Source organism: Blautia faecicola (assembly GCF_004123145.1).
Taxonomy (GTDB): domain Bacteria; phylum Bacillota; class Clostridia; order Lachnospirales; family Lachnospiraceae; genus Oliverpabstia; species Oliverpabstia faecicola.
In genome coordinates this window covers 2538040-2564825 of sequence record NZ_SDKC01000001.1, presented here as the reverse complement: position 1 = coordinate 2564825, position 26786 = coordinate 2538040, and the positions used below count along the sequence as shown (strand labels likewise).

The 26786-nt window shown below is 41.2% G+C and carries 20 protein-coding genes; all 20 read left to right on the top strand.

The annotated features are described in order from the left end of the window. Nucleotide 1 precedes the first annotated feature (1 nt). The 20 genes from ETP43_RS11500 (at nt 2) to ETP43_RS17315 (ending at nt 26769) form a co-directional block, all read left to right on the top strand. Nucleotides 2-808, top strand: coding sequence for a PcfB family protein (locus tag ETP43_RS11500; protein ID WP_129258192.1), 807 nt, complete (start codon nt 2-4; stop codon nt 806-808). 5 nt (nt 809-813) lie between these two features. Beyond that, nucleotides 814-1788 (top strand): ArdC family protein, encoded by a 975-nt coding sequence (locus ETP43_RS11495; RefSeq protein ID WP_181951965.1) that lies wholly within the window; start codon nt 814-816, stop codon nt 1786-1788. Nucleotides 1789-1871: 83 nt separating this feature from the next. Then, on the top strand, nt 1872-2183 hold the full coding sequence (locus ETP43_RS11490) for a hypothetical protein (RefSeq protein WP_129258188.1): 312 nt from the start codon (nt 1872-1874) through the stop codon (nt 2181-2183). Between the two features lie 16 nt (nt 2184-2199). Further along, complete coding sequence (locus ETP43_RS11485) at nt 2200-2478, top strand: DUF4314 domain-containing protein (protein WP_119216803.1); 279 nt, start codon at nt 2200-2202, stop codon at nt 2476-2478. 23 nt (nt 2479-2501) lie between these two features. Beyond that, nucleotides 2502-4226: a VirD4-like conjugal transfer protein, CD1115 family gene (locus tag ETP43_RS11480; RefSeq protein WP_243114342.1), complete on the top strand. Its 1725-nt coding sequence runs from the start codon at nt 2502-2504 to the stop codon at nt 4224-4226. A gap of 88 nt (nt 4227-4314) precedes the next feature. Continuing rightward, on the top strand, nt 4315-4632 hold the full coding sequence (locus tag ETP43_RS11475; RefSeq protein ID WP_118377815.1) for a glutamyl-tRNA amidotransferase: 318 nt from the start codon (nt 4315-4317) through the stop codon (nt 4630-4632). Between the two features lie 85 nt (nt 4633-4717). Further along, nucleotides 4718-5560 carry a hypothetical protein gene (locus tag ETP43_RS11470; protein ID WP_181951943.1) on the top strand — a complete coding sequence of 281 codons (843 nt, stop codon included), beginning with the start codon at nt 4718-4720 and terminating at the stop codon, nt 5558-5560. 4 nt (nt 5561-5564) lie between these two features. Continuing rightward, complete coding sequence (locus ETP43_RS11465) at nt 5565-5996, top strand: DUF4313 domain-containing protein (RefSeq protein WP_129258184.1); 432 nt, start codon at nt 5565-5567, stop codon at nt 5994-5996. Nucleotides 5997-5999: 3 nt separating this feature from the next. Continuing rightward, nucleotides 6000-6440: a PrgI family protein gene (locus ETP43_RS11460; protein WP_129258182.1), complete on the top strand. Its 441-nt coding sequence runs from the start codon at nt 6000-6002 to the stop codon at nt 6438-6440. Continuing rightward, on the top strand, nt 6433-8763 hold the full coding sequence (locus ETP43_RS11455; RefSeq protein WP_229027113.1) for a VirB4-like conjugal transfer ATPase, CD1110 family: 2331 nt from the start codon (nt 6433-6435) through the stop codon (nt 8761-8763). The genes ETP43_RS11460 and ETP43_RS11455 overlap by 8 nt, the downstream gene beginning before the upstream one ends. Next, nucleotides 8763-9113, top strand: coding sequence for a hypothetical protein (locus tag ETP43_RS11450; RefSeq protein ID WP_006426970.1), 351 nt, complete (start codon nt 8763-8765; stop codon nt 9111-9113). Before ETP43_RS11455 ends, ETP43_RS11450 begins: the two co-directional genes overlap by 1 nt. Nucleotides 9114-9142: 29 nt before the next feature. Continuing rightward, on the top strand, nt 9143-10834 hold the full coding sequence (locus ETP43_RS11445) for a lysozyme family protein (RefSeq protein WP_006426969.1): 1692 nt from the start codon (nt 9143-9145) through the stop codon (nt 10832-10834). A 170-nt stretch (nt 10835-11004) separates the two neighbouring features. Continuing rightward, entirely contained in the window at nt 11005-13266 is a 2262-nt protein-coding gene (locus tag ETP43_RS11440; RefSeq protein ID WP_007884642.1) for a glycoside hydrolase domain-containing protein, read from the top strand. A gap of 80 nt (nt 13267-13346) precedes the next feature. Then, nucleotides 13347-13907 carry a hypothetical protein gene (locus tag ETP43_RS11435; RefSeq protein ID WP_006426967.1) on the top strand — a complete coding sequence of 187 codons (561 nt, stop codon included), beginning with the start codon at nt 13347-13349 and terminating at the stop codon, nt 13905-13907. A gap of 403 nt (nt 13908-14310) precedes the next feature. Further along, nucleotides 14311-15024, top strand: a complete 714-nt coding sequence (locus ETP43_RS11430; protein ID WP_015513340.1) for a LytR/AlgR family response regulator transcription factor — start codon at nt 14311-14313, stop codon at nt 15022-15024. Further along, the gene (locus tag ETP43_RS11425) at nt 15021-16295 is read left to right on the top strand and encodes a sensor histidine kinase (protein WP_055215245.1); all 1275 of its coding nucleotides are present in this window, start codon (nt 15021-15023) and stop codon (nt 16293-16295) included. Before ETP43_RS11430 ends, ETP43_RS11425 begins: the two co-directional genes overlap by 4 nt. A gap of 191 nt (nt 16296-16486) precedes the next feature. Continuing rightward, complete coding sequence (locus ETP43_RS17710; protein ID WP_243114267.1) at nt 16487-19033, top strand: DNRLRE domain-containing protein; 2547 nt, start codon at nt 16487-16489, stop codon at nt 19031-19033. 156 nt (nt 19034-19189) lie between these two features. Further along, entirely contained in the window at nt 19190-25483 is a 6294-nt protein-coding gene (locus tag ETP43_RS11420) for an RHS repeat-associated core domain-containing protein (RefSeq protein ID WP_243114266.1), read from the top strand. Beyond that, nucleotides 25465-25842 carry an endonuclease toxin domain-containing protein gene (locus ETP43_RS11415; protein WP_129258180.1) on the top strand — a complete coding sequence of 126 codons (378 nt, stop codon included), beginning with the start codon at nt 25465-25467 and terminating at the stop codon, nt 25840-25842. Before ETP43_RS11420 ends, ETP43_RS11415 begins: the two co-directional genes overlap by 19 nt. A gap of 66 nt (nt 25843-25908) precedes the next feature. Beyond that, nucleotides 25909-26769, top strand: a complete 861-nt coding sequence (locus tag ETP43_RS17315) for a contact-dependent growth inhibition system immunity protein (protein WP_007884653.1) — start codon at nt 25909-25911, stop codon at nt 26767-26769. Nucleotides 26770-26786: the final 17 nt, after the last annotated feature.

The following is a 26786-nucleotide window of genomic DNA, read 5'->3' as shown; positions in this document are numbered from 1 at the left end:
TATGAATTACGGAGCAGAACCGGCAGATCAGGTGGTACGGTACAGTCTGGAAGGGATGGAGTATTCGCTGAAGATCACCGGGAATGTAGCAAAGCATGTGGCAGTTTTTATTGCTGCCGCCTTGAAGGACCAGAAAAAGACAAGAGGAAAAACGAGGCTTACCAGAATGCTGAAAGAACAGCGTCCGATGAAATTTTTTACAGTACCGGGTGACAGACTGAAAGAGTTTGCGAAAGAAGCCAAAGCGAGAGGTATCTTATATGTTGTCATCAAGGATAAGGTGAATCCGGACCAGACAGAAGTGATGGTATTTGCCGATGACGCAGCAAAGATGAACCGGGTATTAGACCGTATGAATCTGGACTTTGTAAAAGCAGAATCAGGCTCTATGGTTACAGAAACAGTAGAAAAAGAGACTGCACCGGAACAGGCAGAGAACCAGATGGAACAAGCATCTGGGGAGAATGTACGAACAGAAACTGTTGTCCTGCCGGAAGGTAAGATCGAGTTTGAACTGGACGATGCAGAGGATATGTTCCAGATTGGAGATGAAGTTTTCCCAGAAGGAAATTTTACACAGGCGCAGGAGGGGGAAGTAAAGAATCCATCCGAACCTTTCTCGCGCAACAGAAATACTTCTTCCGGTCGGGAAACTAGCTGGGAAGAAAAAAATGAAAAACCATCTGTGCGGAAAGAACTCGGAGATATCCGCAAGGAGCAGGAAGAGAAACGTAAACGGCCGGACAGACGGAAAAATGCCAGAGAGAGACGGAAGAAACGTAAGAACATGAAAACGAAAGGCAGGTAATGAAAATGGATTTAACAAATATGATTTCAAACGGAACAGAAGAAACACAGGTTCCGGAACAGAAGCTGACAAAGGAAGAATATGCAGCCAAGAAGCAGCAGGAAAGAGAAGAGGTATGGGCTGAGGTAGATTCACAGGCACAGGGAGTTTTTCAGGATGGAGAAAGACTGAAAGGCTTTCTGGATTTTATGGCAGAGTGTAATACACAGAGAACTCCGAATCTGCTTTTGATCTACGGACAGCATCCGGATTTTAAGGTGGTAAGGTCTTATGAACGCTGGAGAGAAGAACACCGTTCAGTAAAAGCAGGGGAGCATGGCATTACTTATATGATTTCCACTGAATACGAAAAAGACGGAGAAATGCGGAGAGGGTATACGATCGGAAAAGGATTTGACATCAGTCAGATGTCAGGAAAGCCATTAGAAGAACGCCCACAGCGAAGTCTGACAGAACTGGTAGGAGCTGTCTTAAAAGACCAGTCGGTGCGTGTACAGATTGAGGATAATCTGCCAGACAAAGTGCAGGCCCAGTACAATCCGAGATACCGTACCATTTATATCCGCAACGGAATGAGTGAAGTAACGACATTCCATGCACTGAACCGGGAACTGGCATGTGCAGCACTGGACCAGCATACCGGAACCTACAGCCGACAGAAAGTCAGCGCACAGGCATATTGTGCGGCCTATGTGATTGCGAAACGTTATGGTGTGGATGTTACCGGATTCAATCTGGAGCGTATTGCACAGATGCAGGAATATGGAAAGAAAGATCCGCAGGAACTTCGAAACTTCTTAAATGATATCCGTCAGGCTTCTTACACCATCCGAAACCATGTGGAGCGTAATTTCGGTGCGAAGGAACAGGAGTTTACGATCGATGAATTTGCTATTGCAGATCCGATCAAAACACCGGAATCCAAAACGGAAAAGCCGTCCGGGAAAGAGAAAAAAACAAAGACGCAGCCGGAACGATAAAGGTGTAAAATCTGGACGGTTGGAGTAGCTATTACGGAAGTCTTGTGATATGGTTGGTGTAACAAAAGAAGGAGGGCAGACAGATGGCAAACTATTATTTGAAGATGGATAACATTATGAAAAATATGTTCGTGGTGGCACTGAATGATGAGCTGCAGGCACAGAGTGAGCAGGATGAATGTTTGGAAGAAACGAAAGCTCTTCTGAAAAAAGTAAGGGAATACGACCTTGCCGAGAAACGTTTGCAGATCACGGCAGGGGAACAAAGGCAGATCCGTAAAGCACTCAACAGACTCAGAAGTAAATATCTTGCGGCCGGAAGATACAGTGACGGGATTGACAAAGTCATCCTTCAGGTGGCAAGACCGAATACCACCAGACACATGTTCTGGTAGAGAGAGGAGTGATGGAATGGTCATTTATTCAAGAGAAAAAGTGGCAAGACTTAGAGAACAGTATCCGGCAGGAACAAGAATCTGTCTGAATTCGATGGACGGAGAAGCGGGTATGCCGAAGGGACTGGAAGGAACTGTGCAGTATGTGGATGATGCAGGCCAGCTCGGTGTTAAGTGGGACAACGGCAGAAGTCTCTCACTGATACCGGGAGTGGATTCCTTTCATAAGAAAGAAGGACAGGGACATCCAGAAGAAAAGCCACGCAAGAAAAGAGAATCTGACTTGCAGAGATAAGTACAAAAAAGCAGGACTGGGTTCTGTATCTTGTCTTTCTGCCATTTGTCTGGTGGGCGGCAGCGATTACCGCTTGTGCCATTACACCGGATAAGAATTTTATTCAAATCTTAGAAACGCTGAGCGAAAAACTCGAACAGCCGTTTCTTATCACGTATACCCCGTATACGTTCCAATGTATTCTGATATTCACAGCAGCCTATTTCTTAGGCATTGGTATTTATGAATCCCAAAAAAGAAATTATAGAAGAGGCGTGGAACATGGTTCCGCAAAATGGGGCAATGTGTCCGAAATCTGCAGACGTTACTGCGAAAAACAGTACACCCAGAATCTGCTTTTAACACAGCATTTCCGCATGGGACTGGATGGCTATAAGCATAAACGAAATTTAAATGTGCTGGTAGTCGGAGGTTCCGGGGCAGGAAAGAGCCGGACCTATGCGATTCCGAACATCATGCAGTGCAACTGCTCGATGGTGATCACAGATCCGAAAGCGGAACTTCTGCGCAAAACAGGAGGTGTCCTGGAACGGAATGGATATGAAGTCCGGGTTTTTGATTTAATCAATCCGGAAACTTCCTGGTGCTATAATCCGTTTGCGTATGTCCGGGATGACAAGGATGTGCTGAAACTAATTAACAACCTGATCCGTAACACGACACCGAAAGGTGCACAAAGCTCGGACCCGTTCTGGGAAAAGTCCGAGACTGCACTTTTACAGGCACTTATGCTGTATTTACTGCATGAAGCTCCACCGGAAGAACAGAACTTCCCGATGATCATGGAAATGCTTGGAAGCGCACAGGTAAAAGAAGATGATGAGGATTACCAGTCTCCACTGGATATTTTGTTTGAGAGACTGGAAATGCGGGACCCAGAGAGTATTGCGGTCAAGCAGTATGCTATTTATAAGCAGGCGGCCGGCAAGACTGCGAAGTCGATTTTGATTTCTGTTGGTGTCCGTCTGGCAGCGTTCAATCTGAAACAGATCGCCAATCTGACCTGTACAGACGAACTGGATCTGTACAGCATCGGAGAGAAGAAGGTCGCATTGTTCTGCTGTATCCCGGATGCGGATACCAGTATGAATTATCTGGTCGGCATGATCTACAGTAATCTGTTTCAGACACTGTATTATGTGGCAGACCGGAAGTACGGAGGAAGGCTTCCGATTCCGGTGCACTGCATTATGGATGAATGGCCAAACGTAGCCTTGCCGGATGATTTTGACAAGATTCTGGCAACCATGCGTTCCAGAGGGATTTCCTGCAGTATCATCATCCAGAACATCGCACAGATGAAAGCGTTGTTCAAAGACTCCTATGAGAGTCTGATCGGCAACTGCGATGAATTTTTATATTTGGGTGGAAATGAAAAAGAAGGACATAAGTATGTCTCGGAATTATTGGGAAAAGAGACATTGGATACCAATACCTACGGACAGACAAAAGGGCGTAGCGGCAGCTATTCGGTGAATTATCAGCAGACTGGAAGGGAACTTTTAACACCGGATGAAATACGGCTTTTAGATAACCGCAAAGCGATTTTGTTTATTCGTGGGGAGCGTCCGATCATGGACGATAAATATGATTTAAAAAAGCATGTGAATTTCAGATACACAGAGGACGGTGGTGCATCGCCTTATGATTATGCGAAAACACCACTGGCTCACGACGATTTAAACATTGACATTAACAGATTAGACGATTATGAACTGCTCTCTACCGAGGACATCCTTGGTGAATAGCAGTTTTTCTTATGGATTGGAGTGATGTGTATTGAAGAAACTTCTCGCAGGAGAAAAAAATAGAACGAAAAAGAATGCAACGGAAAAAATGACACCCCCGATGCCGATGGGGAGAAAGCAGAAGAAATGGATGGGGCTTTATATGACACTGGTTCTTATTGCAACCGTAGGGGCAACCACGGTGTTTGCAGCCGGAGATCCGCTGTCGGTGATCAATAACCTGTCTACATTCATCTTCTCACTGATCCGTGCCATCGGCTTGATCCTGCTTGGATTTGGAGTGGTGCAGGTAGGACTGTCCTTAAAAAGCCATGATCCAAGCCAGAGGGCAAATGGATTTCTGACACTGGCCGGAGGCGTGATCATTACGTTCGCCAAAGAGATCCTGGACCTGATCATGGCGTAAGCCTCTGAAAAAAGATAGAAGGAAACCGCAGGAGTACCGGAAGGTGCTCCTGTATTCAAAACCATTTTCTAGGAGGTGAGAATTTTTGAGTGATAACTGGATTGTACAGAATCTGAACTCGGCACTATCCACATGGAGTGAAAAGATGGCAGAACTGTGGACGCTGCTTACCGAAAATCCGGCAACTTTTAAAGGCGGCGGCATCTGGCGCATTATGACCAATATCAATGATGCACTGACAGCCATCGCTTATGGACTGCTGGTGCTGTTTTTCGCAGCCGGGATCATCAAAACCTGTGGGAGTTTTACGGACCTTAAGAAACCGGAACATGTATTAAAAGCATTTATCCGGTTTGCACTGGCACAGGGGGCAATCACCTATGGGATGGAGCTGATGCAGGCACTGTTTTCCATTGTGCAGGGAATTGTGACCACGGTAATGAGTGGTTCAGGCATGGCAGGAAGCGTGACCGAACTGCCAACAGAGATTATAGATAAGATCGAAAGTGTGGGAATGCTGGAATCTATCCCATTATGGATCGTGACACTGCTTGGAAGTCTGCTGATCACAGTACTGTCGTTTGTCATGATCCTGACGGTGTATGGCAGGATGTTCAAGATCTATATGTATACCGCAATCGCCCCGATCCCGATCTCCTCTTTTGCAGGAGAACCTACACAATCCATCGGAAAGAACTTTCTCCGTTCTTATGTGGGTGTGTGTCTGGAAGGGGCGATCATTGCACTGGCGTGTATCATCTATTCTGCCTATGCCGCAAGCCCTCCGGCAGTGGGGAGTACAGAGCTGAGTGCAGTTACAATCGTGTGGAACTATGTAGGGGAACTGGTATTTAATTTACTGGTTCTGGTCGGAGCAATCAAGGCATCTGACCGAATCGTAAGAGAAATGATGGGACTTGGAGGTTAAGAAGATGGATACAAATAAGACGTTAGGATACGACTGGGAATATGGACATGAGGAAGTAGCGATTCGAGTAAGCTCTTACAGGAATAATGGGAATTTATATGTAGGACTCTGCCATAAGGAAGGGAGAGAATGGGAAGATTTTGGAGATGTAACCATTAATCTGCCCTATCAGTTCTTAGAGCCAAATGAGGCTTTTATAACAGGAGATTTTACCAAGGATATGCTTCATTTTATCAAGGAACATAAACTTGGAAAAGTGTTGAATGAAACAGGAAGATCAGGATATGCAACCTATCAGAAGGTAGCGTTTGATCTAGCAAGACTTGCGGAATTTGATCCGGAAGGCGTTGCAGAACATTGTAGATTTGCCGGGATAGAAGTACCGAAAGAAAAACCACAGAAAACGAAGAAACAAAACAGGGGAGAGGAACGATAATTTATGGAAGTAAAGATGAACAAAGAAATCAGGGACTATCAGGAATCCATGTTTATGGGACTGGACCTGAGACAATGTGTGTGTTCTGTTCTTGCGATTCTTACAGCAGTCGGAATTTACTTTGGAATGCGTGATATTACCGGACAGGAAATAACCGGATGGCTGTGTGTGCTTGGTGCTGCTCCATTTGCTGCCTGTGGCTTTTTCAAATATCATGGTATGACAGCCGAACAGTTTTTATGGGCAGTGATCAAATCCGAATTGCTGTATCCGAAGAAACTGGTGTTTCAGTCGGAAGATATCTACTACTTCTGCATGCAGGAGACCATCTCGCTGGGAGAAAAGAATCAAAAGGATGGAGCAGAAATCATAAAAGAGCGGGAGCAAAAAGCAGAAGCAAAACAGAGAAAGAAACGCAAGGGAAGGAGTGATGCCTTTGATTAAAACCTTAAGTCAGGCACTTCGGATGGATAAGGAACGCTTCAAAGTTCCGAAATCCGTCCAACAGGCAATTCCCATCCAGCGAATCTGGCCGGATGGAATTTTTCAACAGGGAACGAAATTCTCAAAAACATATCGTTTTACAGATATCAACTATTATATTGCGAGTAAGGACAATAAGACAGAAATGTTTCTGGATTATTCTGAACTCTTAAATTCACTGGATTCCGGCATTTCTGCCAAAATTACCATCAATAACCGGAGAATCAATAAAGAAGAATTCGAAAAGTCTATTCTGCTTCCAATGAAGGAAGATGGACTGGACCACTATCGGGAAGAATACAACGAAATGCTCCTGTCTAAGATTACAGGAACAAACAACAGCATCTATCAGGAACGGTATCTGACCGTCAGTGTACATAAAAGATCGATTGATGATGCAAGAACCTATTTTGCACGTATCGGAACAGACATCGTAACACATCTGGCAAAGTTATCGTCCACAGCAGAAGGACTGGACGCAGAGAGCCGGCTCCAGATTTTCAGGGATTTCTTCAAGGGAGATGTCCCACAGGCATTCCCATTTGATCTGAAACAATTTGCCAAGAAGGGAACAAGTTTCAAGGACTGGATGTGTCCGGATTCTATGGAATTTGAACGTGACCATTTTAAAATCGGTGACAGGTACGGAAGAGTCCTGTATATGCAGGATTATGCAAGTTATGTTAAAGATGACATGATTTCAGAACTGTGTGACTTCAGCCGGAATCTGATGTTGTCGATTGATATCCTGCCAGTCCCTACGGATGAAGCGGTAAGGGAAATCCAGAACCGACTGCTTGGTGTGGAAACTAACGTGACCAACTGGCAGAGAAGGCAGAACGCTAATAATAACTTCTCGGCAATCGTACCATACGATATGGAACTTCAGAGAAAAGAAACCAAGGAAATGCTCGATGATCTGACAACCAGAGACCAGCGTATGATGTTCGGGATTTTGACAATGGTACATCTGGCAGACAGCAAAAAGCAACTGGATTCCGATACGGAACTGATTCTGTCAATCGCAAGAAAGCATCTGTGTCAGATGGCAACATTAAAGTGGCAGCAAGTGGACGGACTCAATACAGTGCTTCCTTACGGACTGCGAAAGATCAATGCCCTGCGTACATTGACAACGGAATCAACGGCTGTTTTAATCCCGTTCCATACACAGGAAATCCTGCAGCCGGGAGGTATCTATTATGGGCAGAATGCAGTCAGCAAGAACCTTCTGGTAGCCGACCGGAAGAAACTGATGAATGGAAACAGTTTCCGGTTGGGCGTCAGTGGATCAGGAAAGAGCTTTTCGGCAAAAGAAGAGATTGTGCATCTGGCATTGAGTACCGATGACGATATCCTGATTCTTGATCCGGAGTCCGAATTTACAAAATTAGTAGAGGCTCTGGGCGGACAGGTTGTAAAAGTATCTGCGACATCAGACAATCATCTGAATGCAATGGATATGGACGCAGCCTACGGCAATGAAAAGAATCCACTGATTGAAAAATCGGAGTTTATCCTGTCTGTGTTCGAGCAGTTGGTTGGAGCAGGAAATCTGTCGGCAAAAGAAAAGTCGATTCTGGACCGCTGTGCTGCAGATGTGTACCGGGATTATATCCGAAGTGGTTATACCGGAGAAGTTCCGACATTGAAAGATATGTACCGACAGTTGATGTTACAGCCGGAAGAAGAGGCAAGGGGACTTGCACTGTCATCCGAACTTTTTATCAATGGAAGCCTGAACACCTTTGCACAGCCGACCAATGTGAATAAGAAGAACAGGATCATGGATTATGATATCCGGGAACTGGGGGAACAGCTTATGCCACTGGGAATGCTGGTTACCTTAGACAGTATTTTCAACAGGGTAATTCAGAACTGGAAAGAAGGAAAAACGACATGGATATTTGCCGATGAGTTCTATCTGTTATTCCGCTATGAATACAGTGCAAATTTCTTCTACCGACTGTACAAGAGAATCAGAAAATACAATGGATTCGTGACAGGTTTAACCCAAAATGTTGAGGAACTTCTGAAATCGGACACTGCAAGACTGATGTTGGCAAACAGTGAGTTTTTGATTCTTTTGAATCAGGCAAGTACAGACAGGGAAGAATTGGCAGCTCTTTTGAATATTTCCGAAAACCAACTGTCCTATATTACAAATGTATCGGTTGGCAGTGGCCTAATCCGTTGCTCTGGGAATATCGTACCATTTGAGAATACGTTCCCAAAGAATACAGACCTTTATAAACTAATGACAACAAAACCGGGAGAATCATAATGAAGAAAAAAGAAGAAGTAACGATAACTTTTTATGCTGCAGAGTGCGGTGAGTTCCATGATTTAGGAGAATATACAAAATGCAGAACGCTGGAAGAGGCATATAAAAAGTACCAGAAATATTGTAGAACATCTGCCAATATGTGTCCGGCTATTGAGTTTTCTATTCATGATCCAGAATCAATTTATTCAGACATGGAATATCCATTACCGTTGTCATCAAAAGACAGGGGAGACTTGGAACTTGTGCCATATTACAACGAACATCCACTGGTAAATGAGGCAATCAGACAGGTGGAGCAGTTGCAGAAACAGCAGGAAAAAAAGAAACATCGGGATGTTGCCCGATGAGATAAGAGATACGGAAAGAGGGTGACCGGATGAAAGATATCAAGGAACGGGTAAGGGATAAGAATCCGAAGATTCGAAATCCGGCTGCCCGACTTCCGAAAGAACTGGTTCGCTCAGCGGTTCTGGAAGCAAAAGAAAAGCCAAGGGAACTACATGAAAAAAGCAGTGGGCAGTCAGAATCCCCAACACAGTATGGAACTGAAAAAATAGAATCCGTACAGTACAGAGCGGCGAGTGTGGCAGGAAAAAGTATAGGGAAAACCACATATCAAGGTGGAAAAAAACTTGCTGGAGTGACCTACAGGAAGATAAAGGAAAGAAAAAGCAGACAGGAAGAAGCGAAAGCTGCCGAAGAAGCAATGGAGCAGGGGGCAGAAAGCGGAAAGAAATTAATCAAGTTGAAACCGGAGCAGGCAGCACTTGCCAAGGAGAATGGTAAACGGCAGGTGAAAGCAGCACCGAGAGTGGTAAAAGTATCCGGTCTGTCTCAAGAAAAAATAAAGACACAGGCATCCATGCAGAAACAGCAGATGGAAAAAAGTCTTCAGGCGATGCAGAAAGCAAGAGCAGCCCAGATGGCAAGAAAGTCAGCACAGGCATCGGCAGAAAGTGGAAAAGCAGTCCTTCAGGTAACTGGAAAGGGTTCAAAGTTATCCGTACAGGGAATTACAGCAGCGATTCAAAAAGGGGTAGTAGCTCTTGAAAAAATGGGAAAATGGATTGCTGCCGGAGGTAGTGCATTTCTTCTGGTATTTATTCTGATTGTGGGAATCATTGCAGGAGCAGCTTTCAGCAGTAATTCGGAAAGCTCCGAATCCCTAAGTGAAGAAGTGCTTGCGTATACTTCTGTGATACAGCAGTATGCATCCCAATACGGCATTCCGGAATATGTGTCTGCGATACAGGCCATCATGATGCAGGAATCTGGAGGCAGGGGAACAGACCCGATGCAGTGTTCGGAAAGTCCATATAATACAAGATTCCCACACACTCCTGGTTCTATTACTGATCCGGATTATTCGATAGAGGTTGGAGTACAGACCTTTGCAGACTGTATCAGACAGGCAGGATGCAGCAGTCCACAGGATCTGGACAAGCTGAAACTTGCATGGCAGGGATATAACTATGGAAATGGCTACATAGGATGGGCATTGCAAAGAGGCGGTTATACAGAAGCCAATGCATTGCAGTTTTCACAGGAACAGGCAGCTTCGCATGGATGGAGCAGTTACGGAGATCCCCAATACGTTCCCCATGTGATGCGGTATTATTCCGGTGGCAGCCTGTTTGCTGGTTTGTTTGGTAATCAGCAGATTGTGTCGGTTGCAATGGGGCAGCTTGGAAACAGTGGCGGTCAGAAGTTCTGGAGCTGGTACGGATTTGACAGTCGGGTAGAATGGTGTGCCTGTTTTGTAAGCTGGTGTGCGGATCAGAGCGGTCTGATTGCAAGTGGGAATGTTCCTAAATTCTCATTGTGCAGTGATGGAGTGTCCTGGTTTCAGGGAAAGAATAAGTGGCAGAGTGGCGGAACAACTCCGACAGCTGGAATGATCATCTTTTTTGACTGGGATCATGATGGAACATCGGATCATGTAGGAATAGTAGAAAAGTGTGAAGGTGGAAGAGTTTACACGATTGAGGGAAATTCCAGTGATCAGGTACGGCAGAGAAATTATGCAGTAGATTACAGTTCTATAATGGGATATGGGGTGATAAATTGATGGTTTCTTTCATAATTTGTTAAGGATTTTATAAGGGAGTTAATGAATTCTTTGGAAAATAGTCACAAAATAGGCACAGTTGATTGATAAATTGTTATTGTAACTTTTAGTGATAGACATATAAAGAGTTAGAAATCTTTATAATTGACTTGAATTAGGAGGTAGTGAATATGAGTGATCAGAATGTAAAAGCAGCACAAAAATATTTAAATGCGATGTTTGGTGGACATAAGGATTGGGTAAAACTGGATGAAGATGGAAAGACCGGAACAGCCGTGATGCAGGGAATCATTCGTGCATTTCAGATTCAGAATGGAATCTCAACGATTACAGGAACGGTTGGACCACTTACTATTAATACCATGAAGAAGTTAGCCATTATTACAAAAATGGATCCGAATGATACTCCGCAGGTTAATGTATGCTTGATTCAGTGTGCTCTGTTTTGCAAAGGATATGCTGCTGGAGGAATTACTGGAATTTATTATACATCAGGAGTAAATGCAGTTAAAAAGATGCAGGAAAATGCAGGACTGGAAGTTACGGGCAAAATTGATTGGAAAGTTTGGTCTGGATTGTTATCCCTAAACTGGTTTACAAAGGTTTCTGGTGGGGATTCCAATATTGTTCTTATTCAACAGCAATTAAATAGTGACTGGTCAGATGTTATTGGTGTTGGACCTTGTGATGGAATTGCCTCAAGACAGACAATTTTGTCTTTAGTTGGTGCATTGCAGGCGGCTGAAGGAGTTACAACTGAATTAATTACAGATTTGAATTCAGTTAATTTTGGCGATGCAACAACAAATGCGTTTCCGGGTACATTACAGAACGGACAGAACTCGACGAAATATGTTCCATTTAATAAGATTGCTCAATACGGACTATATTTTAACGGATATAATCCGGGAAGATTCGATGGCGTGTTTGATTCGACTACAGAGTCAAAGGTGTCAGAATTTCAGGAGTTTTATGGTCTGACAGGAATTGGACTTGTAACAAAAGGAAAAGTAAATGTTTCTACTATGAAATCATTGCTTACGAGTAAAGGCGATACAAACAGGGCAGCAAAAGCGTGTGACTGTGCAACAGTATTAAATAAACAACAGGCATTAGATATAAAAAATGCAGGGTATACTCATGTAGGACGTTATCTGACAGGTTCTGTTGGAAAAGAACATACACCGAAATATTTGACATCAACAGAAGTGAAAAACATTGAAAATGCAGGATTATCGGTATTCCCGATATATCAGGATGGAGGATATGAATTAAACTATTTTAAGGATCCGTCCCAGGGAAGTGTTGATGCACAGACAGCAATTTTAGCAGCCGAGAGAATCGGTATACCAAGTGGAACGACTATATACTTTGCAGTGGATTTTGATTGTTATTCATATCAGATTGATACATTTATTATACCTTATTTTGAACAGATTCACATGATCTTTTTCAGTTCGACAAATGATAAAAATTATAAAGTCGGCATTTATGCACCAAGATATGTATGTACTAAAGTTTATGAAGCAGGATTGGCAAGTAAATCATTTGTGGCAGATATGTCAACTGGATTTAGCTGTAATTTGGGATATTCGATGCCGAAGAACTGGGCATTTGATCAATTTTGTGAGTTGAACTCATTTTCTTCATCACCTTCGTTCCCACTGGATAAAGATGCATATTCAGGGAGAGATACTGGATTTAAAAAGTTCGATGCCGTATCGACAAAAACAGATGAGGAAATAGCGCAAGAAAATCTTCGGGCAAAGGTAAAAATAGCACGAAATCAATATGTCTATAATGTAATGGAGCCGCTTGGTTATCTGAATAAAATTATGGATGTGGGTGTGGAGTATGATAAGGAAATTTCACTGGGAACAATGATGAGTCCTCAAGGAGCAATTGATATTTCTACTAAAATATCCACATCGCTTGAAAGTTCAACTGGTAAAATTTATAATATAAAAGTGGATATAGGAAATGATGGAGAATTGACACAAACTTGCAAAAATCAAATTATGGAGATTTCATCAAATTTATCAGATACAGGTATAGAGGGAGCAGATAACTTTGGAAATACGATAGAAAAAATTGCTTTATCGGTTAAATCTGGTAATATTGCTTTTGAAATAAATAATGTTTTTGCCAATAGTGTAGAGTTTTCCATTGTATTTAGTACATCAGATTTGCTGCCAGAAGAGGAAAAAGAGTGGACAATATCGGTTGCTTTGATTTTTACAATGACATTAAATTCTAATAGTGGTCTTGAATTTAATGTTGTAGAATTCACAAAAGAGCATAGTAATATACTGGCAGGAGCCGTAATATTAGTTCTTGCGGGTGCATTAGTTGTAAATGCAATTCCGTCAATTATTGCTTTATTTTCAGCTGGAGCAGGTACTGTTTTTGGTTTGTTGATTCAAGCGCTGTAAATTGTAAAAGAATAAAAGAGACAATGGCCAGAGGTTCGATTTTATAAAGAGGACCTCTGGCAAAAGGGGGATTAAGAAGAATGCATATTAAATCAATTGTGTCAGATGAGGATAGGGAAGAATTAGAAAGAATGCTTTCGCTTGGGTTTATAATTCCTAATCAATTATTTAAAACAAGACAGAAAAGTAGAATGATTATCTATATTTTTACACCTGTAGAATTTTTACTGTCGATTAATTGTTATCTGTCGGAAAGTTATTTGATGTTTGGAATAGGGATTGGAACTTGTGTGGCTTGTGTGGCTTGGATTATTTGGTATCAAATGATTGGTAAAAATTTTGAAAAAAATGTTCATGAATTTGTCTGGGGTAGATCAGGATATGAAACGGTGGATATCGATGAAAACGCAATTAAAATAGATGAAGATCAAATTTATGAATTTAAAAATATTGATAGAATGTTCTTATATAAAAACTTCTTTTTTTTCATAACAAATGAAAAGAAAATATTTATATTTAAAACGACAGATATGGAGTCGGATGAACTTATAAAAATTATTAAAACAACAGGGATTTTATTTGAAAAAAAAGAAAAACCATTTAATATTTATAAGTATTGTAAAAAAGGAAAAAGTTTTTAAAAATAAGCAGAGGATGGTGGATTTATCATCCTTTTAGAGAAGAGCATGTATTTTAAAGGGAATCTGGTTTTGCAGGTTCCCTTTTTGCCATCAAAAACGTTGATGTTTTATCAAATGACGCTAAAAATAAAAAGAATAATGCAGGGGGTGACATTATTAGTTATCGCTGTAATATTTGGATAAAATATAAATAAAACATAAAAAATATAAATAAATTATAAAATGGCGACAGTTTTTTCTTGTTCAAGTGTTTATTATATAGAGGACAAAATAAGACAGCAAAGGAAGTGGTGCTGTTGCATCGGAAAAATGACACAAAATTAGTGATGTCCATTCGGGAAAAGAATTGAAGGGGATTCTTTTCCCCATTTGTCGTGTTACGAAAGACTGAGGGTAAGAAAATATGCTAGAACTTGCAATCTGTGATGATGACATCATCCTATGTAATTGGTTAGAACAGAAGCTGCTCCATTATGGGAAAGCGAATGACTGTCAGATATCTATAGAAATATACTATTCTGCGGAGCAGCTTCTTAACAGGCTGGAAGAAGAATCCTACGATATGTTATTCCTTGATATTTGTCTGGAACATGAGAATGGAATTGATATCGGAACGGAGATACGAAAGAAAAATTATGGAAAAGAACTGCGGATTACCTATATTTCAACATATCAGGAATATGCTATGAAATTATTCCGTATTCATCCATTTGATTTTCTTGTAAAGCCAATCCGAGAGGAAGAACTTTTCCGGGTGATAGGTGAATTACGGGAACTGTTAAAAGAACGGAAGAAAATATTTGAATATACGGATACAAAAGGAATCCACAAGATTTCTTATGACAAGATCCTGTATTTTTATAGTCTGGGAAAAAGAGTACATATCGTGACATCGGAAAAAGAATATGAATATCGAGGAAAATTAAAGGATGTAGCGGATGTAACAGAAGAATATTTCTTACTGATTCACAAGTCCTATCTCATCAATATGGAACACGTGGAGCATTACGAATATGACAACGTGGTTATGAAAGACAAGACACGTCTCAGTATCAGTAAAGCAAATCGCAAGAAGGTCAGGGAAAGACTATTACAAACGGAGAAGAAAAGATTATGAATATCCATTTGATCACTTATCTGACAAGTAAATTATTCTGGATTTATACTGTGTTCCGTTACAATACCATCCTGTATCCAAAAAATGAGGATACACAAAAGCTATTTGCATATTTTTGTGCATATCTGCTTTCATGCTGGGGAAGCATGCAGTGGGGAACGATGTACGGAGATCTGATCTTTGAGCTGATAGCTCTGTTAATTATAACAGTGGCATATCAGGCAGACTGGCAACATCATGTCTGGAATACACTTATGGTATATATTATGGGAATTTTATGTGATGGGATTCCAATCGTGTTCTTTCAACGGTATGCGGTAGCAAGAAATCCGGTGCATCATCACATGGGACCGGGAACTATTGTAATGGGAAATTTTATATTCTTTTTACTGGAAGTCATTATTGAAAGAAAAGTAGGTGTAAAGAGAAGTTATTATATAAAGAACCGTCATTGGCTTGCTATGCTTTCTGTCCCGGTGATCAGCATTATAGTCTGTATCAGGATATTGCTGCCAGACAGAAGAGGTGTGCGGTCTACGATTGTATTATTCTTACTGTTTATCAATGTGTTTATTTTCTATCTGCACGATGAGGTTCAGAAAAGTTATATTGAAACAGCAAAACAGGAAGAGATGAAAATTCAGATGAGCCAGTATGCAAAAGAACTGGAGATGATGATGAAATCACAGGACAGGCTGAATAAGATACATCATGATTACAAGCACCATCTTACAACAATAGGGGCAATGGCAAAAACGGGAGGAAATGAAGAGATTCTATCGTATCTGAAACAAATGGAGAATATAGCCGGAACAGCCTTATGTCATCATTTATATACAGAAAACCGTAATATGAATAATCTGCTGAATTATATTTTGGAAGATTCGAAATCAGTAATTGAAAATCCGGAGATTTCTGTAGAAATACCGAATCATATAGGGGAAGAATTATTTGATATAAGTATAATAGTGGGAAATCTTATGGATAATGCTATTCGTGGGACAGCAGCTTCAGATGAAAGGAGATTATCGTTTCAGATGTATTATGGAAAAGGAATCATGAATATCCAGATTGAGAATAGCATAAAAGATACACCAAAAGTGCGGAATGGAATTTATCTGACAACGAAAAGCAGGAAAGAAGGACATGGAATAGGATTACAAAATGTGAAACTCGTAGTAGAAAAATATCATGGTCAGATGGAGATCTGCCATACGGAGAAATCCTTTCAAGTGAAAATATTATTATATATGAAATTAGATGAAAAATAGTAAGGCGATGGTGTCTTACTATTTTTTTCGACCGATTTCGTCTATTTTTGCCACCTCAAGGGGCATTTTTACCATTTATGAAAATTTTGTGATTTTTTAGATTATAGTAGTGCCAAAGTCAGAAAAAAGGAGGGTAGCGGTTATTTTGTAAAGGAATTATAGAAAAAGATTACAAGAGGGAGAAAGAGACTATGAAGAGATTTCGAAAGTCGGCTATAGCCTTAGTACTTGCACTCCTGATGGCACTACAGGGAACAGAGCCTATTTTTGTACAGGCAAAAGAGGCCATTGAGGATGTACAGAAGAATGCAGATTTCTCCAGACCAGAGGCTTTGACGGAAGAGGAAGCAGGGATTACAGATTCCACATCTGGAGAACAAGATAAGAGTCAGCAGTCTGATGCGGACGTACAAAATGAAACGACGCCATCAGAAGATACAGAGACGCAGGAAGAACAGACAACTCCAGCGGAAGAAACAGAAGAAAATCCGCAGGAAAAAGAAGTGGAGTTGAAAGAACCACAGGATTACTATCCGATTCCAGAAGAACCGGAAGGTGAACTGATTGATTATGATGCCATTTCCAAGACTTATAAGACAGGGGACAAGCAGTATACAACCGTTTATGGAGGTTATGTCGGAACTTATAAGAATGAGGATGGAGATACCGAGCTGGTTGATAATACACTTGTAAAACCAGAAGAAGCAGATACTCCGGCATCCGAAGAAGCACAGGAAGCCAGCAGTGTAGTGGCAACTGAAGAAAAGGAAGAGAAAACAGAAGTTTATCAGAACAAGGCAAACGATTATGCTATCCTTCTTCCGGAACAGATGTCAGAAGAGAATGGTGTAACGATTGAAAATGGAAAGACCAGAATCGGGATCATTCCGGTAGATGGAGATTATACACATTCCGTTATTAAAGACAATGCGATCCTTTATAATGAAGTTTACGAGGGCGCAGATGTTCAGTATACAGTACTGGATTCCAGCATTAAGGAAGATATCGTACTTCAGCAGCCAACAGACAGGGAAGTCTATGAATACGAGCTGCAGATTCCGGGGTATCAGGCAGAAGTAAAAGACAATCAGGTCTATATCTATCCGGAAGGGAAGACAATCAAAGATGCGAAGTATCTTCTGGAGACGCCATCAATGGAAGATGCTGCCGGGGAAATCAGTTTCCTGATCACATTGGAACTTCGGGAAGAAGATGGAAAAACAATCCTGACCGTAAAACCAGATAGGGATTGGCTTTCGGCAGAAGAACGTCAGTATCCGGTCAGGATCGATCCGACACCAGTAGAGATTCAGAAGAGTTCCTTTAACATGATCGGTGTGGAAGAGGGAAGTCCTACCAGTCAGATTGGTGACAACAATTATCCGTATGTCGGATTTGATGATGGTATTAAGTCTGGGAACCTTGCAGGATTTGGTACTGCACACCAGAACTGCCGGACTTATATCAAAGTAAATTCAAATTTTAGTCAGATTCCGAAAGATTCCAAAATTGACAGTGCAACATTTGCAGTCAGTCAGAAAACTGCATACAGTGGTGGTGCATCCCAGTTTGGACTTTATCGTGTAGATCAGTCGTGGAACACCTCCATCACATGGAAAACAAAACCAGTAAATCTTACGTTTCAGGATGTACAGAATGCAAGTACCAGCAGGAACAGCTATATCAATTATGACGTCAAAGATCTGGTCAATGACTGGGTGCAGGGAACTCATGCGAATAACGGATTTGCACTGGTAGCCATTGCCGAGGCAAATAACCTTGGAGCTTCTATGCAGTGTGAGGTACTGAATAACAGGGCATCCGTTTATGGACCGAAACTCAGCATCCAGTGGTCACCGGCTGAAGATCCATATCTGCGAGATATGTCACTGGATGAAACAACGATCCTGCTTCGCCCGATGACAGAAAAGAATACAAATGGAAAGCTGAAGTTTGATGCCGTATTTGCAGACGGAATTGCAAAGAGCAAATCTACAGTAGAATATTATCTGCTTCCAGATGAGGAAAATGAAGAACATCACGAAACAGATGCAAAACCATTGTATTCCTATCCAGACAGTACTGAATACAATAAGCAGTTCCCGGAGGCGAATAAGTATTACAGCAAAGATTCCAACTGGCAGAGTGCACTGTATTCAGGGCTGACGAAGGACAAGCTTTATAAGATCAAAGCAAAAGCATCGAAAGAGATTGATGGAAAGCTGGAAACAGGAAAAGAAGTGACCAGTGACAGCTTTGTGATCTATGAAGTGAAGCAGTTTGATACATTCCCGAAGATTGCAAAATATTATGGTGTTCCGCTTAAGAACATTATGAAAGACAATCAGGTTATGGACGCACTGGTAGTCGCAAATAACACGATCTTTATCCGTAACCCACAGACAAATGTTCCATATAGTCCTGCACCGCTTACCGATCAGGATAAGATGCGGATTGACGGAGCATTGATGGGAAGAGGCCTGCACTGTGAATTTGGATTTGAACCAGTCAACTTAAATACTGGTAACTTCTACATGGATCAGTCCGATGCGACGATGAATGAACTGAATGGAGAATTCTCCATTACAAGAAGCTACAATTCCAAAGGAACAGACCAGCATTCCATGTTCGGACGTGGATGGAGCTTTAACTATGACCAGTCACTTTCTCAAATGGAGGACGGAAGTCTTCTGTATATGAGAGGGGACGGAAGTTATCTGATCTTTGATAAGAATTAAGATGGAAGCTACACTGCTCCGGATGGTTATGTATATGATTTAAAAGCAGTCAGCTATAAAGATACAGACCATGACTACATCGGATGGGAACTGACAGATGCGGATCAGAGCGTCTGGTCATTTGATAAATATGGAATTTTACGTTATGTAACGGATGTGAATGGATTTAAGACAGTATTAGATTATGACGATGATTATAATCTGAGTAAGATTACAACACCATCCGGAAAAACATTCGGGGTAAAACAGGATAAATTCGGGCATATCAAGGAACTGTCTCTTCCAGATGGTGGAAAAGTTTCTTACAAATATGATGAGCAGGGAAATCTGATATCTGTAACAGATCCGAATGGAACAACAAAAGAGTACAAATATGATGATGACAGCCGTATGACAAGCTGGAAAGATGAGAATGGCAATACGGTTGTAAAGAATACTTACGATAAAGAAGGAAGAGTTGTAGAGCAGACTGATGCAGAAAAAGGAACGGCAACTTTCAAGTACGGAAAGAGTTCTACTACAACAACGGATAACGAAGGAAATAAGACCGTTTATCATTATGATGATCAGTACCGCACAACATCCATTGAATATCCGGATGGAACAACCTGTGAAAAGACTTATAATGCAGAGAATCAGCTTGCTTCCGAAACGACAGCAGCCGGAACAAAAACTTACACTTATGATACATTTGGCAATGTAGCAACGGAGACAAGAGAGGATGGAAAGACAGCCTCTTATACTTATAATGAGCAGAATAAGCTGACCAGTGCAACTGGATATAACGGAGCAACGGTTACTTACAGTTATGACGGTAATGGAAATATGGTCACATCTACAAAACCGGATGGAACAGCCATTACCTATACTTACGATGACAAACATCGTATGGTATCCCAGACAGACGGCAGAGGTGTCACAACAACGTATTCGTATGACGGACCGAACATGACCGGATATGTGGATGGAAATGGAGCAGCATGGGGATTCACGTATGACGCGATGAATCGTGCAGTTACCATGACAGATCCACTTGGAAATGTAACCTCGAACAGTTACGATGCGAATGGCAATCTGACTTCCAAGACAGCAGCCGATGGCGGTGTGACCGCTTATACGCTGGATGGTGTGGGAAATATTACAGCAAGTACTGACGCACTGGGGAATACCACCACTTATACTTATGATAAGATGTACAACATGACCAGTGGTACAGATCCGAAAGGAAATCAGATCAGCTACGTTTATGATAAGAATTATCAGCAGGTCAAAGCAACCGATGCAAAAGGAAATACAATTACTTATAAGTATGACAGCATGGGACGTGTCATAGAAGAGAGTAATAAAGATTTTGGAACAAAGCTCTATGAATATGACAAAGCAGGAAATCTGAAAAAATATACCGATGGAAATGGAAATGCAACCGTATCCAAGTTTGATTCTCTTGGACAGGTGCTTCAGTCCAAAGATGCAGTTGGTAATATAACCAAATATGAATATGACGCATTAGGAAATGAAACCAAGATTACTTATGGAGATGGAAGCAGCCATTCCAAGGAATATGATAACTGCGGAAGACTCGCTAAAGAGACAGATGAATTAGGTGCAGTTACCACTTATACTTATGATGCGGCAGACAATCTGGTATCAAAATCAGATGACAGTGGAAGAACCTGGACTTATACCTACGATAATACAGGAAACCGCTTAAGTGAAACCAACCCAGAAGGTGGAACTACCACATATACTTATGATAAAGCAGGAAATCTGGTATCTTCTACCGATGAAGAGGGAAGAACAGATACTTATGCTTACGACAAGGCAGGAAATCTGACTACATCCAAAGATGCCCTTGGATATACCGTATCCATGAAGTATGACTTAAATGGAAATCTGGTATCCTCTACCGATGAAAATGGAAATACCAGTACCATGACTTACGATGGTAATGGAAACATGACATCGGTAAGCGATGCAAAGGGCAACATTACAGCAATGAAATATGATTCCACCGACAATCTGGAACAGACGGTGGATGCCCTGAAAGGAAAGACCACTTACGAATACGATTCACAGGGCAACAGCACAAAGATGACAGATGCCCTCGGCAATGCGTATAGTTATGTGTATGATAAAGAGGGAAATAACACATCCATAATACTGCCGACAGGGGACAAGGTGCTGATGGAGTACGATGCCATCGGACAGCTTGTAAAATGTACGGATGCACAGGGACTCGTAATTACCTATCAATATGACGGAGCAGGCAACCTGATCCATTCCTCCGACAATGGTGGAAACAGTATGGATTATACTTATGATGGTGCCGGAAATGTACTGACACAGACCGATGAACTTGGCAGGACAGCAACATACAAGTACGATCAGTACGGCAGACTCCTGAAACTTACTGAAGCAGACGGAAGTATCACATCTTATGAATATGATGTTATGGACCGCATTACAGCGGTAACGGATGCGGAAGGTCATAAAACAACCTTTACCTACGATAAAGTCGGCAACCAGTTATCCATGACAGAAGAAGAGGAAGCCACATATAAATACGCTTACGATAAGAAAGACCGGGTTATTTCTCAGACAAATCCACTGGGAGCATCCAGCACCTTTAAGTATGACGGAAATGATAATGTGACGGAATCTGTCGATGAAAACGGTACGGTTACCAAGTATGCTTACGATAAAAATGACAATCTCGTATCCCAGACAGACGGAAATGGAAATACGACAACCTACCAGTATGATGAACTGGACCGCAAGATCGGTGAGACTTCTCCGTTAAAAGAAACAAATGAATACCGTTATGATGCCATTGGAAATCTTACCAAATCAAAAGATCCGATGGGACTCATTACCGAATACAAATATGACAGCCTGAGTAACATGACGGAACAGATTTCTCCAAAGGGAGCAGTTACCAAATATGATTACGACAAGCATGGCAATGTCATTTCTGTAACGGATGCAAAGGGAAATGAGACACAGTACAGTGTTGACCTGAATGACAATGTCACAAAGATGACACAGGCGAATGGTGGAGAGTATACCTATAGTTATGATAAAGCCGGACGTCTGAAGAGTATGACCAGTCCACTGGGTTATACTAAAAATTTCTCTTATGATAAAGTGGACAACGTGGTAAAAGAAAGCGACAGCTTAAAGAGTACCACTACTTATACTTACGATAAGCTCCATAACATGAAGTCTTCTACCAATGCACTGGATGGAACAACCAGCTTTTCTTATGATAAGTATGGCAATCTGGTGAAGGAGACAGATCCGCTTGGACGGAGCAATACCTACAGTTATGACCTGGCAGGTCAGATGACTTCTGCAGCTGATCCGCTTGGTAAGATAACTGCTTACACTTACGACCCGGCAGGAAATATTACTGAGATCACCAAACCGGGTGGAAGAAAGACCAGCTATGGATATGATAAGAATTATAATGTTACATCTGTAACAGATCCGATGGGCTATGTTGCAAAGACAGTCTACGATAAAGACAACCGTGTAACAGAAGAGACCGATGCACTGGGGCAGAAGGAATCCTATACCTATGATAAGGACAGCAGGGTAACTTCTATTACAGACAAGCGTGGATTCACAACGGGATTTGATTACGATGCACATGGGAATATTCAGGTTGTTACAGATAAGACCGGATTAAAGAGCCATCTGGAATATGACAAGAATGACAACCTGACCAAAGTAACTGATGCCCTTGGCGGTGTAACAACTTATGGTTACGACAACATGGATAACCTGGTGACCTTCACCAATGCAGCAAATAAGACAACGAATTATACTTATGACTTAGAAGGCAACCTGACATCCATCAAAGATCCGGCAGGAAGAACGGAGAAATTCGACTATGATGAAAAAGGCAGACTGACCGGACATACACAGGCAAGCGGCAAGAAAACCACGTATGATTACGACAAACTGAATGACCTGTTGGAGAAATCTTATCAGGACGCAAAAGGCGAGACATCCGAAAAGGACGTGACCTACGCATATAACAGTGCCGGGGAACGGGTATCCATGAAGGATCAGACAGGCAAGAGCAGCTACGAATACGATGCACTTGGAAGAATCACCAAAGTGACAAGCGGTTCGAAAAAGGATGTCAGCTACGTTTATGATGACGCAGATAATCTGCAGGCAATCGTATACCCGGATGGGACAAAGATCAGCTATGAATACGACTTAAATGATAATCTGGTAAAACTGACAGACCGTAATAGAAAAGTAACCACTTACAAGCATGATGCACTGAACCGTGTGACAGAAGTTACTAGAAGTAATGGAACAAAGACGGAAGTATCTTACGATGCAGAAGATCATATCACAAAGATTGTGAATACCTGTGGTTCCTGCGGCAAAGTAATCAGTACTTATGAGTACAAGTACAATGATCAGGGATATGTAGTTGGAGAAACAGCTACGGAACTGGAAGCTGGAACAAGAAAGACGCCAAGCTGGGAAGACTGGTACAACTGGGGCGATACACAGAAAGAGACAGACAAAGCAGACTGTGAGCATCAGGAAAAAGAGATCCAGACGACACGTACCTATGAATACGATGACAACTGGGAACTGACACGCTGTACAGAAAAAGCAGAGGGCGGTAAAAAGACAGTCCATAATTATACTTATGACAAGATTGGAAACCGGACCTCTTACGAGAAGATCGAGGATGGTGTCAGCAAAGCAAAATATAACTATAAGTACAACGATTCCAACCAGCTCATCAAACGCACCAATGCAAAGATCTGGGGCGATCCGGGAACAACCTACAGCTATGATAAAGATGGCAATCTGATCCAGGAATGTGATAAGACAAACAGTGCAGATCCGGTTACTTATGAATACACAGCAGAGAATCGTTTGGCAGTAGTAAAACAGGGTGGAACAGTCCTGATGGCAGCCATGTACGATGGAGATAACAACCGGGTATTCGAACTTGATAACACCTATAAATGGGAAGACTGCTATGGCGATGAAGTCCTGATCCCGGCGAACCAGCGTACCGAAGATGGAAACAGCCCGAAAGAGCAGCTTGCCTCTCTGGTAAAAGGCGGTTCCAATGCCAAAGGATACACACTGACAGAGTATATCAACGATATCAATCGCGAGAATACAGAAGTCCTTGCAGAGTATGGAGCAGACGAGAAAGTACGTCAGGCTTATACTTATGGAGAAAGTGGAATCGGAGAACGGGTAAGCGTTGATAAATCGGAAGAAAGCAGTTATTATTTATATGACGGAAGAAACAGCGTGACCGGAATCCTGACCGAAACAGCTAATCTGACGAACAGTTATCAGTATGATTCATACGGTAACCTTACATCAGGAACAGCAGACGGTGTCAATTACTACGGTTACAATGGGGAGTCCACAAATGTAAAAACAGGACTTCAGTATCTGCGGGCAAGATACTATAACGCAGAGAACGGAACCTTTACAACTGAAGATAGTGACCTTGGAACGACAGAAAATCCATTGACCAGAAACCGCTACGATTATACGACCAATAATCCGCTGAATTACAGTGATCCGACAGGACATTCATTGTGGAGCAGGATTAAGAGTACAGCTAAAAAAGCAGCGAAAGCAGTCAAGAGTGTCGGCAAGAAAATCGTTAATACTGCGAAAAAGGTAGTCAAAACAGTAGTAAATACAGCTAAGAAAGCAGCAAAAACTATTGTTAACACAGTGAAGGGGGTAGCAAAAACTGCCAAAAATGCAGCTAAACATGCAAAACAGACATATCAATCTGTGAAAAATCGTGTAACCAGTAGCAGTACATATCAAAAGATCACATCCAGAGGAAGTCAGTTTATTCGTTCTGTAAGCAATGGGGTACAGAAAATTGGAAAAACTTATACATCTTTCAAATCCTATGTTTCAGAAAGAACGGCAGAAATCCGCTCAGAAGTGGTACGACATATGTGTACGACAACAAATCGTATTACAGATAAGCTTGGAAAAGTAGACTGGAATGCGGTGAAAAAAGTAGCCATTGGTATAACTGCGGTTACAGTTTCTGGTCTTGTAGTTGCTGCAACAGGCGGTTTGGCTGCAGGAGCAGTTCTGGCAGCATTGCCAGCAATGGGTGGCTTAGGAACGGCGATGGTTTCAGGAGCAGTTATTGGAGCTATTGGTGGAGCTTCATATAGTGCAGTGAATTCAGGTTTGTCTGGAAATAGTCTGAAACAAGTAGCAAAAGATACGTTAGTCGGTGGTATTGCAGGAGCAGTGACAGGTGGCGTTATGGGTGGCCTTAGTTATGGGGCTGGGAAACTTTTGAATGTAGTAAGGAGTGCAGGAAGTACCCATAATGATGGGATTGATAAATCGTTTAAAAAATTAGTTGCAGAAGTAACCGAAACAAAATTGCCAGAAGGCACTTGGGAAAACCACCATTAGAGCGAGGAGATATTATTGACAAAGCTATGGGAAATAACTTGGGACACAATTTCCCGACCATAGATAAAGTAGAAAATGGTGTTGTGACTAGTGTTAAAAGCCGAGACTTAGGTGCAAAGACTTATCAAAATGGTAATAAATTGGAAAAGGTAATTGTCAAGGACATTAATAAAGTTTCAGGATTTATAGGAGAAACATTTAATGGTAAATTTGTTAATGCGGAAGAAATAGTGGGTAGACAATTACAAGTAGTTGTTCCAAATGTAACATTAAGCGAAGCTCAGATAAATGCAGTTAATAATGCTACAAAACATGGTATTGATAAAGGTGTTAAACTCATTATTACAGTAGGAAAATAATAGCAAAGTAAATAGCTTAAGGGGAATATTTTATTCCCCTTAAGTAATAGAGAGGAGAAAACGGATATGATTTCTGTATATTATAATCAAAAATATGGTTTCTTAATTGTGCCTAATGCCATTGAAAGGTTTATGGGATGTTATATTTCTATCGAACCTACAATTGAAATTATGGCTGAAGAAACAATAGATAAGATAGGCTGTGCAATTAGAAAAGGAATAAAAATTGCAGAAAGTTCCCCAAAAGTAGACGAATCTCAATTAAACAATTTTTGGAAACAAACAAAATATAAAAGTTTTCCAACATTTTCCAAGAATTATCAAAGAATTGATTTGAAACAAAATGGAGATGAATTAGAAATTAGAAGATGGGAACGGAATAATAGAGGGGGATATTCGCGAAAAACGGAAGAAAAAGATTATATTAATTTTATAGAAATGTCGGATTATGAATTGGGCTTGTTTATAAAAAAAATGTTTGAACCATGTGAAATTAGAATTGATGAAACAGAAAGATTTGAAACATTAGAGGGGAAAATAATTAGTTATTCGATTCCAAATGAGCATTATAAAAATATTGGTGATGGTCATACAGATTCTTATATGACATATAGAAATGAAGATTATGATAAGTTGTATATTTCTTTTTTGATAGGTGATGGAACTGATTGTACAGATGAAGTAAGCATAAAAAATCATTACAAAAAAATATACAAGCAAATGTCGAATATTAAATTTGAAAGTAAATGTAATAAAAAATATGTACATTTTTTAACAGAAAATGGAGAAGTATTGCTGAGTTTTATTGATAATGGTTATGTGGAGTTTTTTATGTGCATTCCATATAATATTGAAAGAAAAGTTCAAAAGGAGTCAATAGAACAGTATTTAAAAATGTTATTTTCGATAAAAATTGAAGATAAATAAAGCGTGAAGGAGAGAAT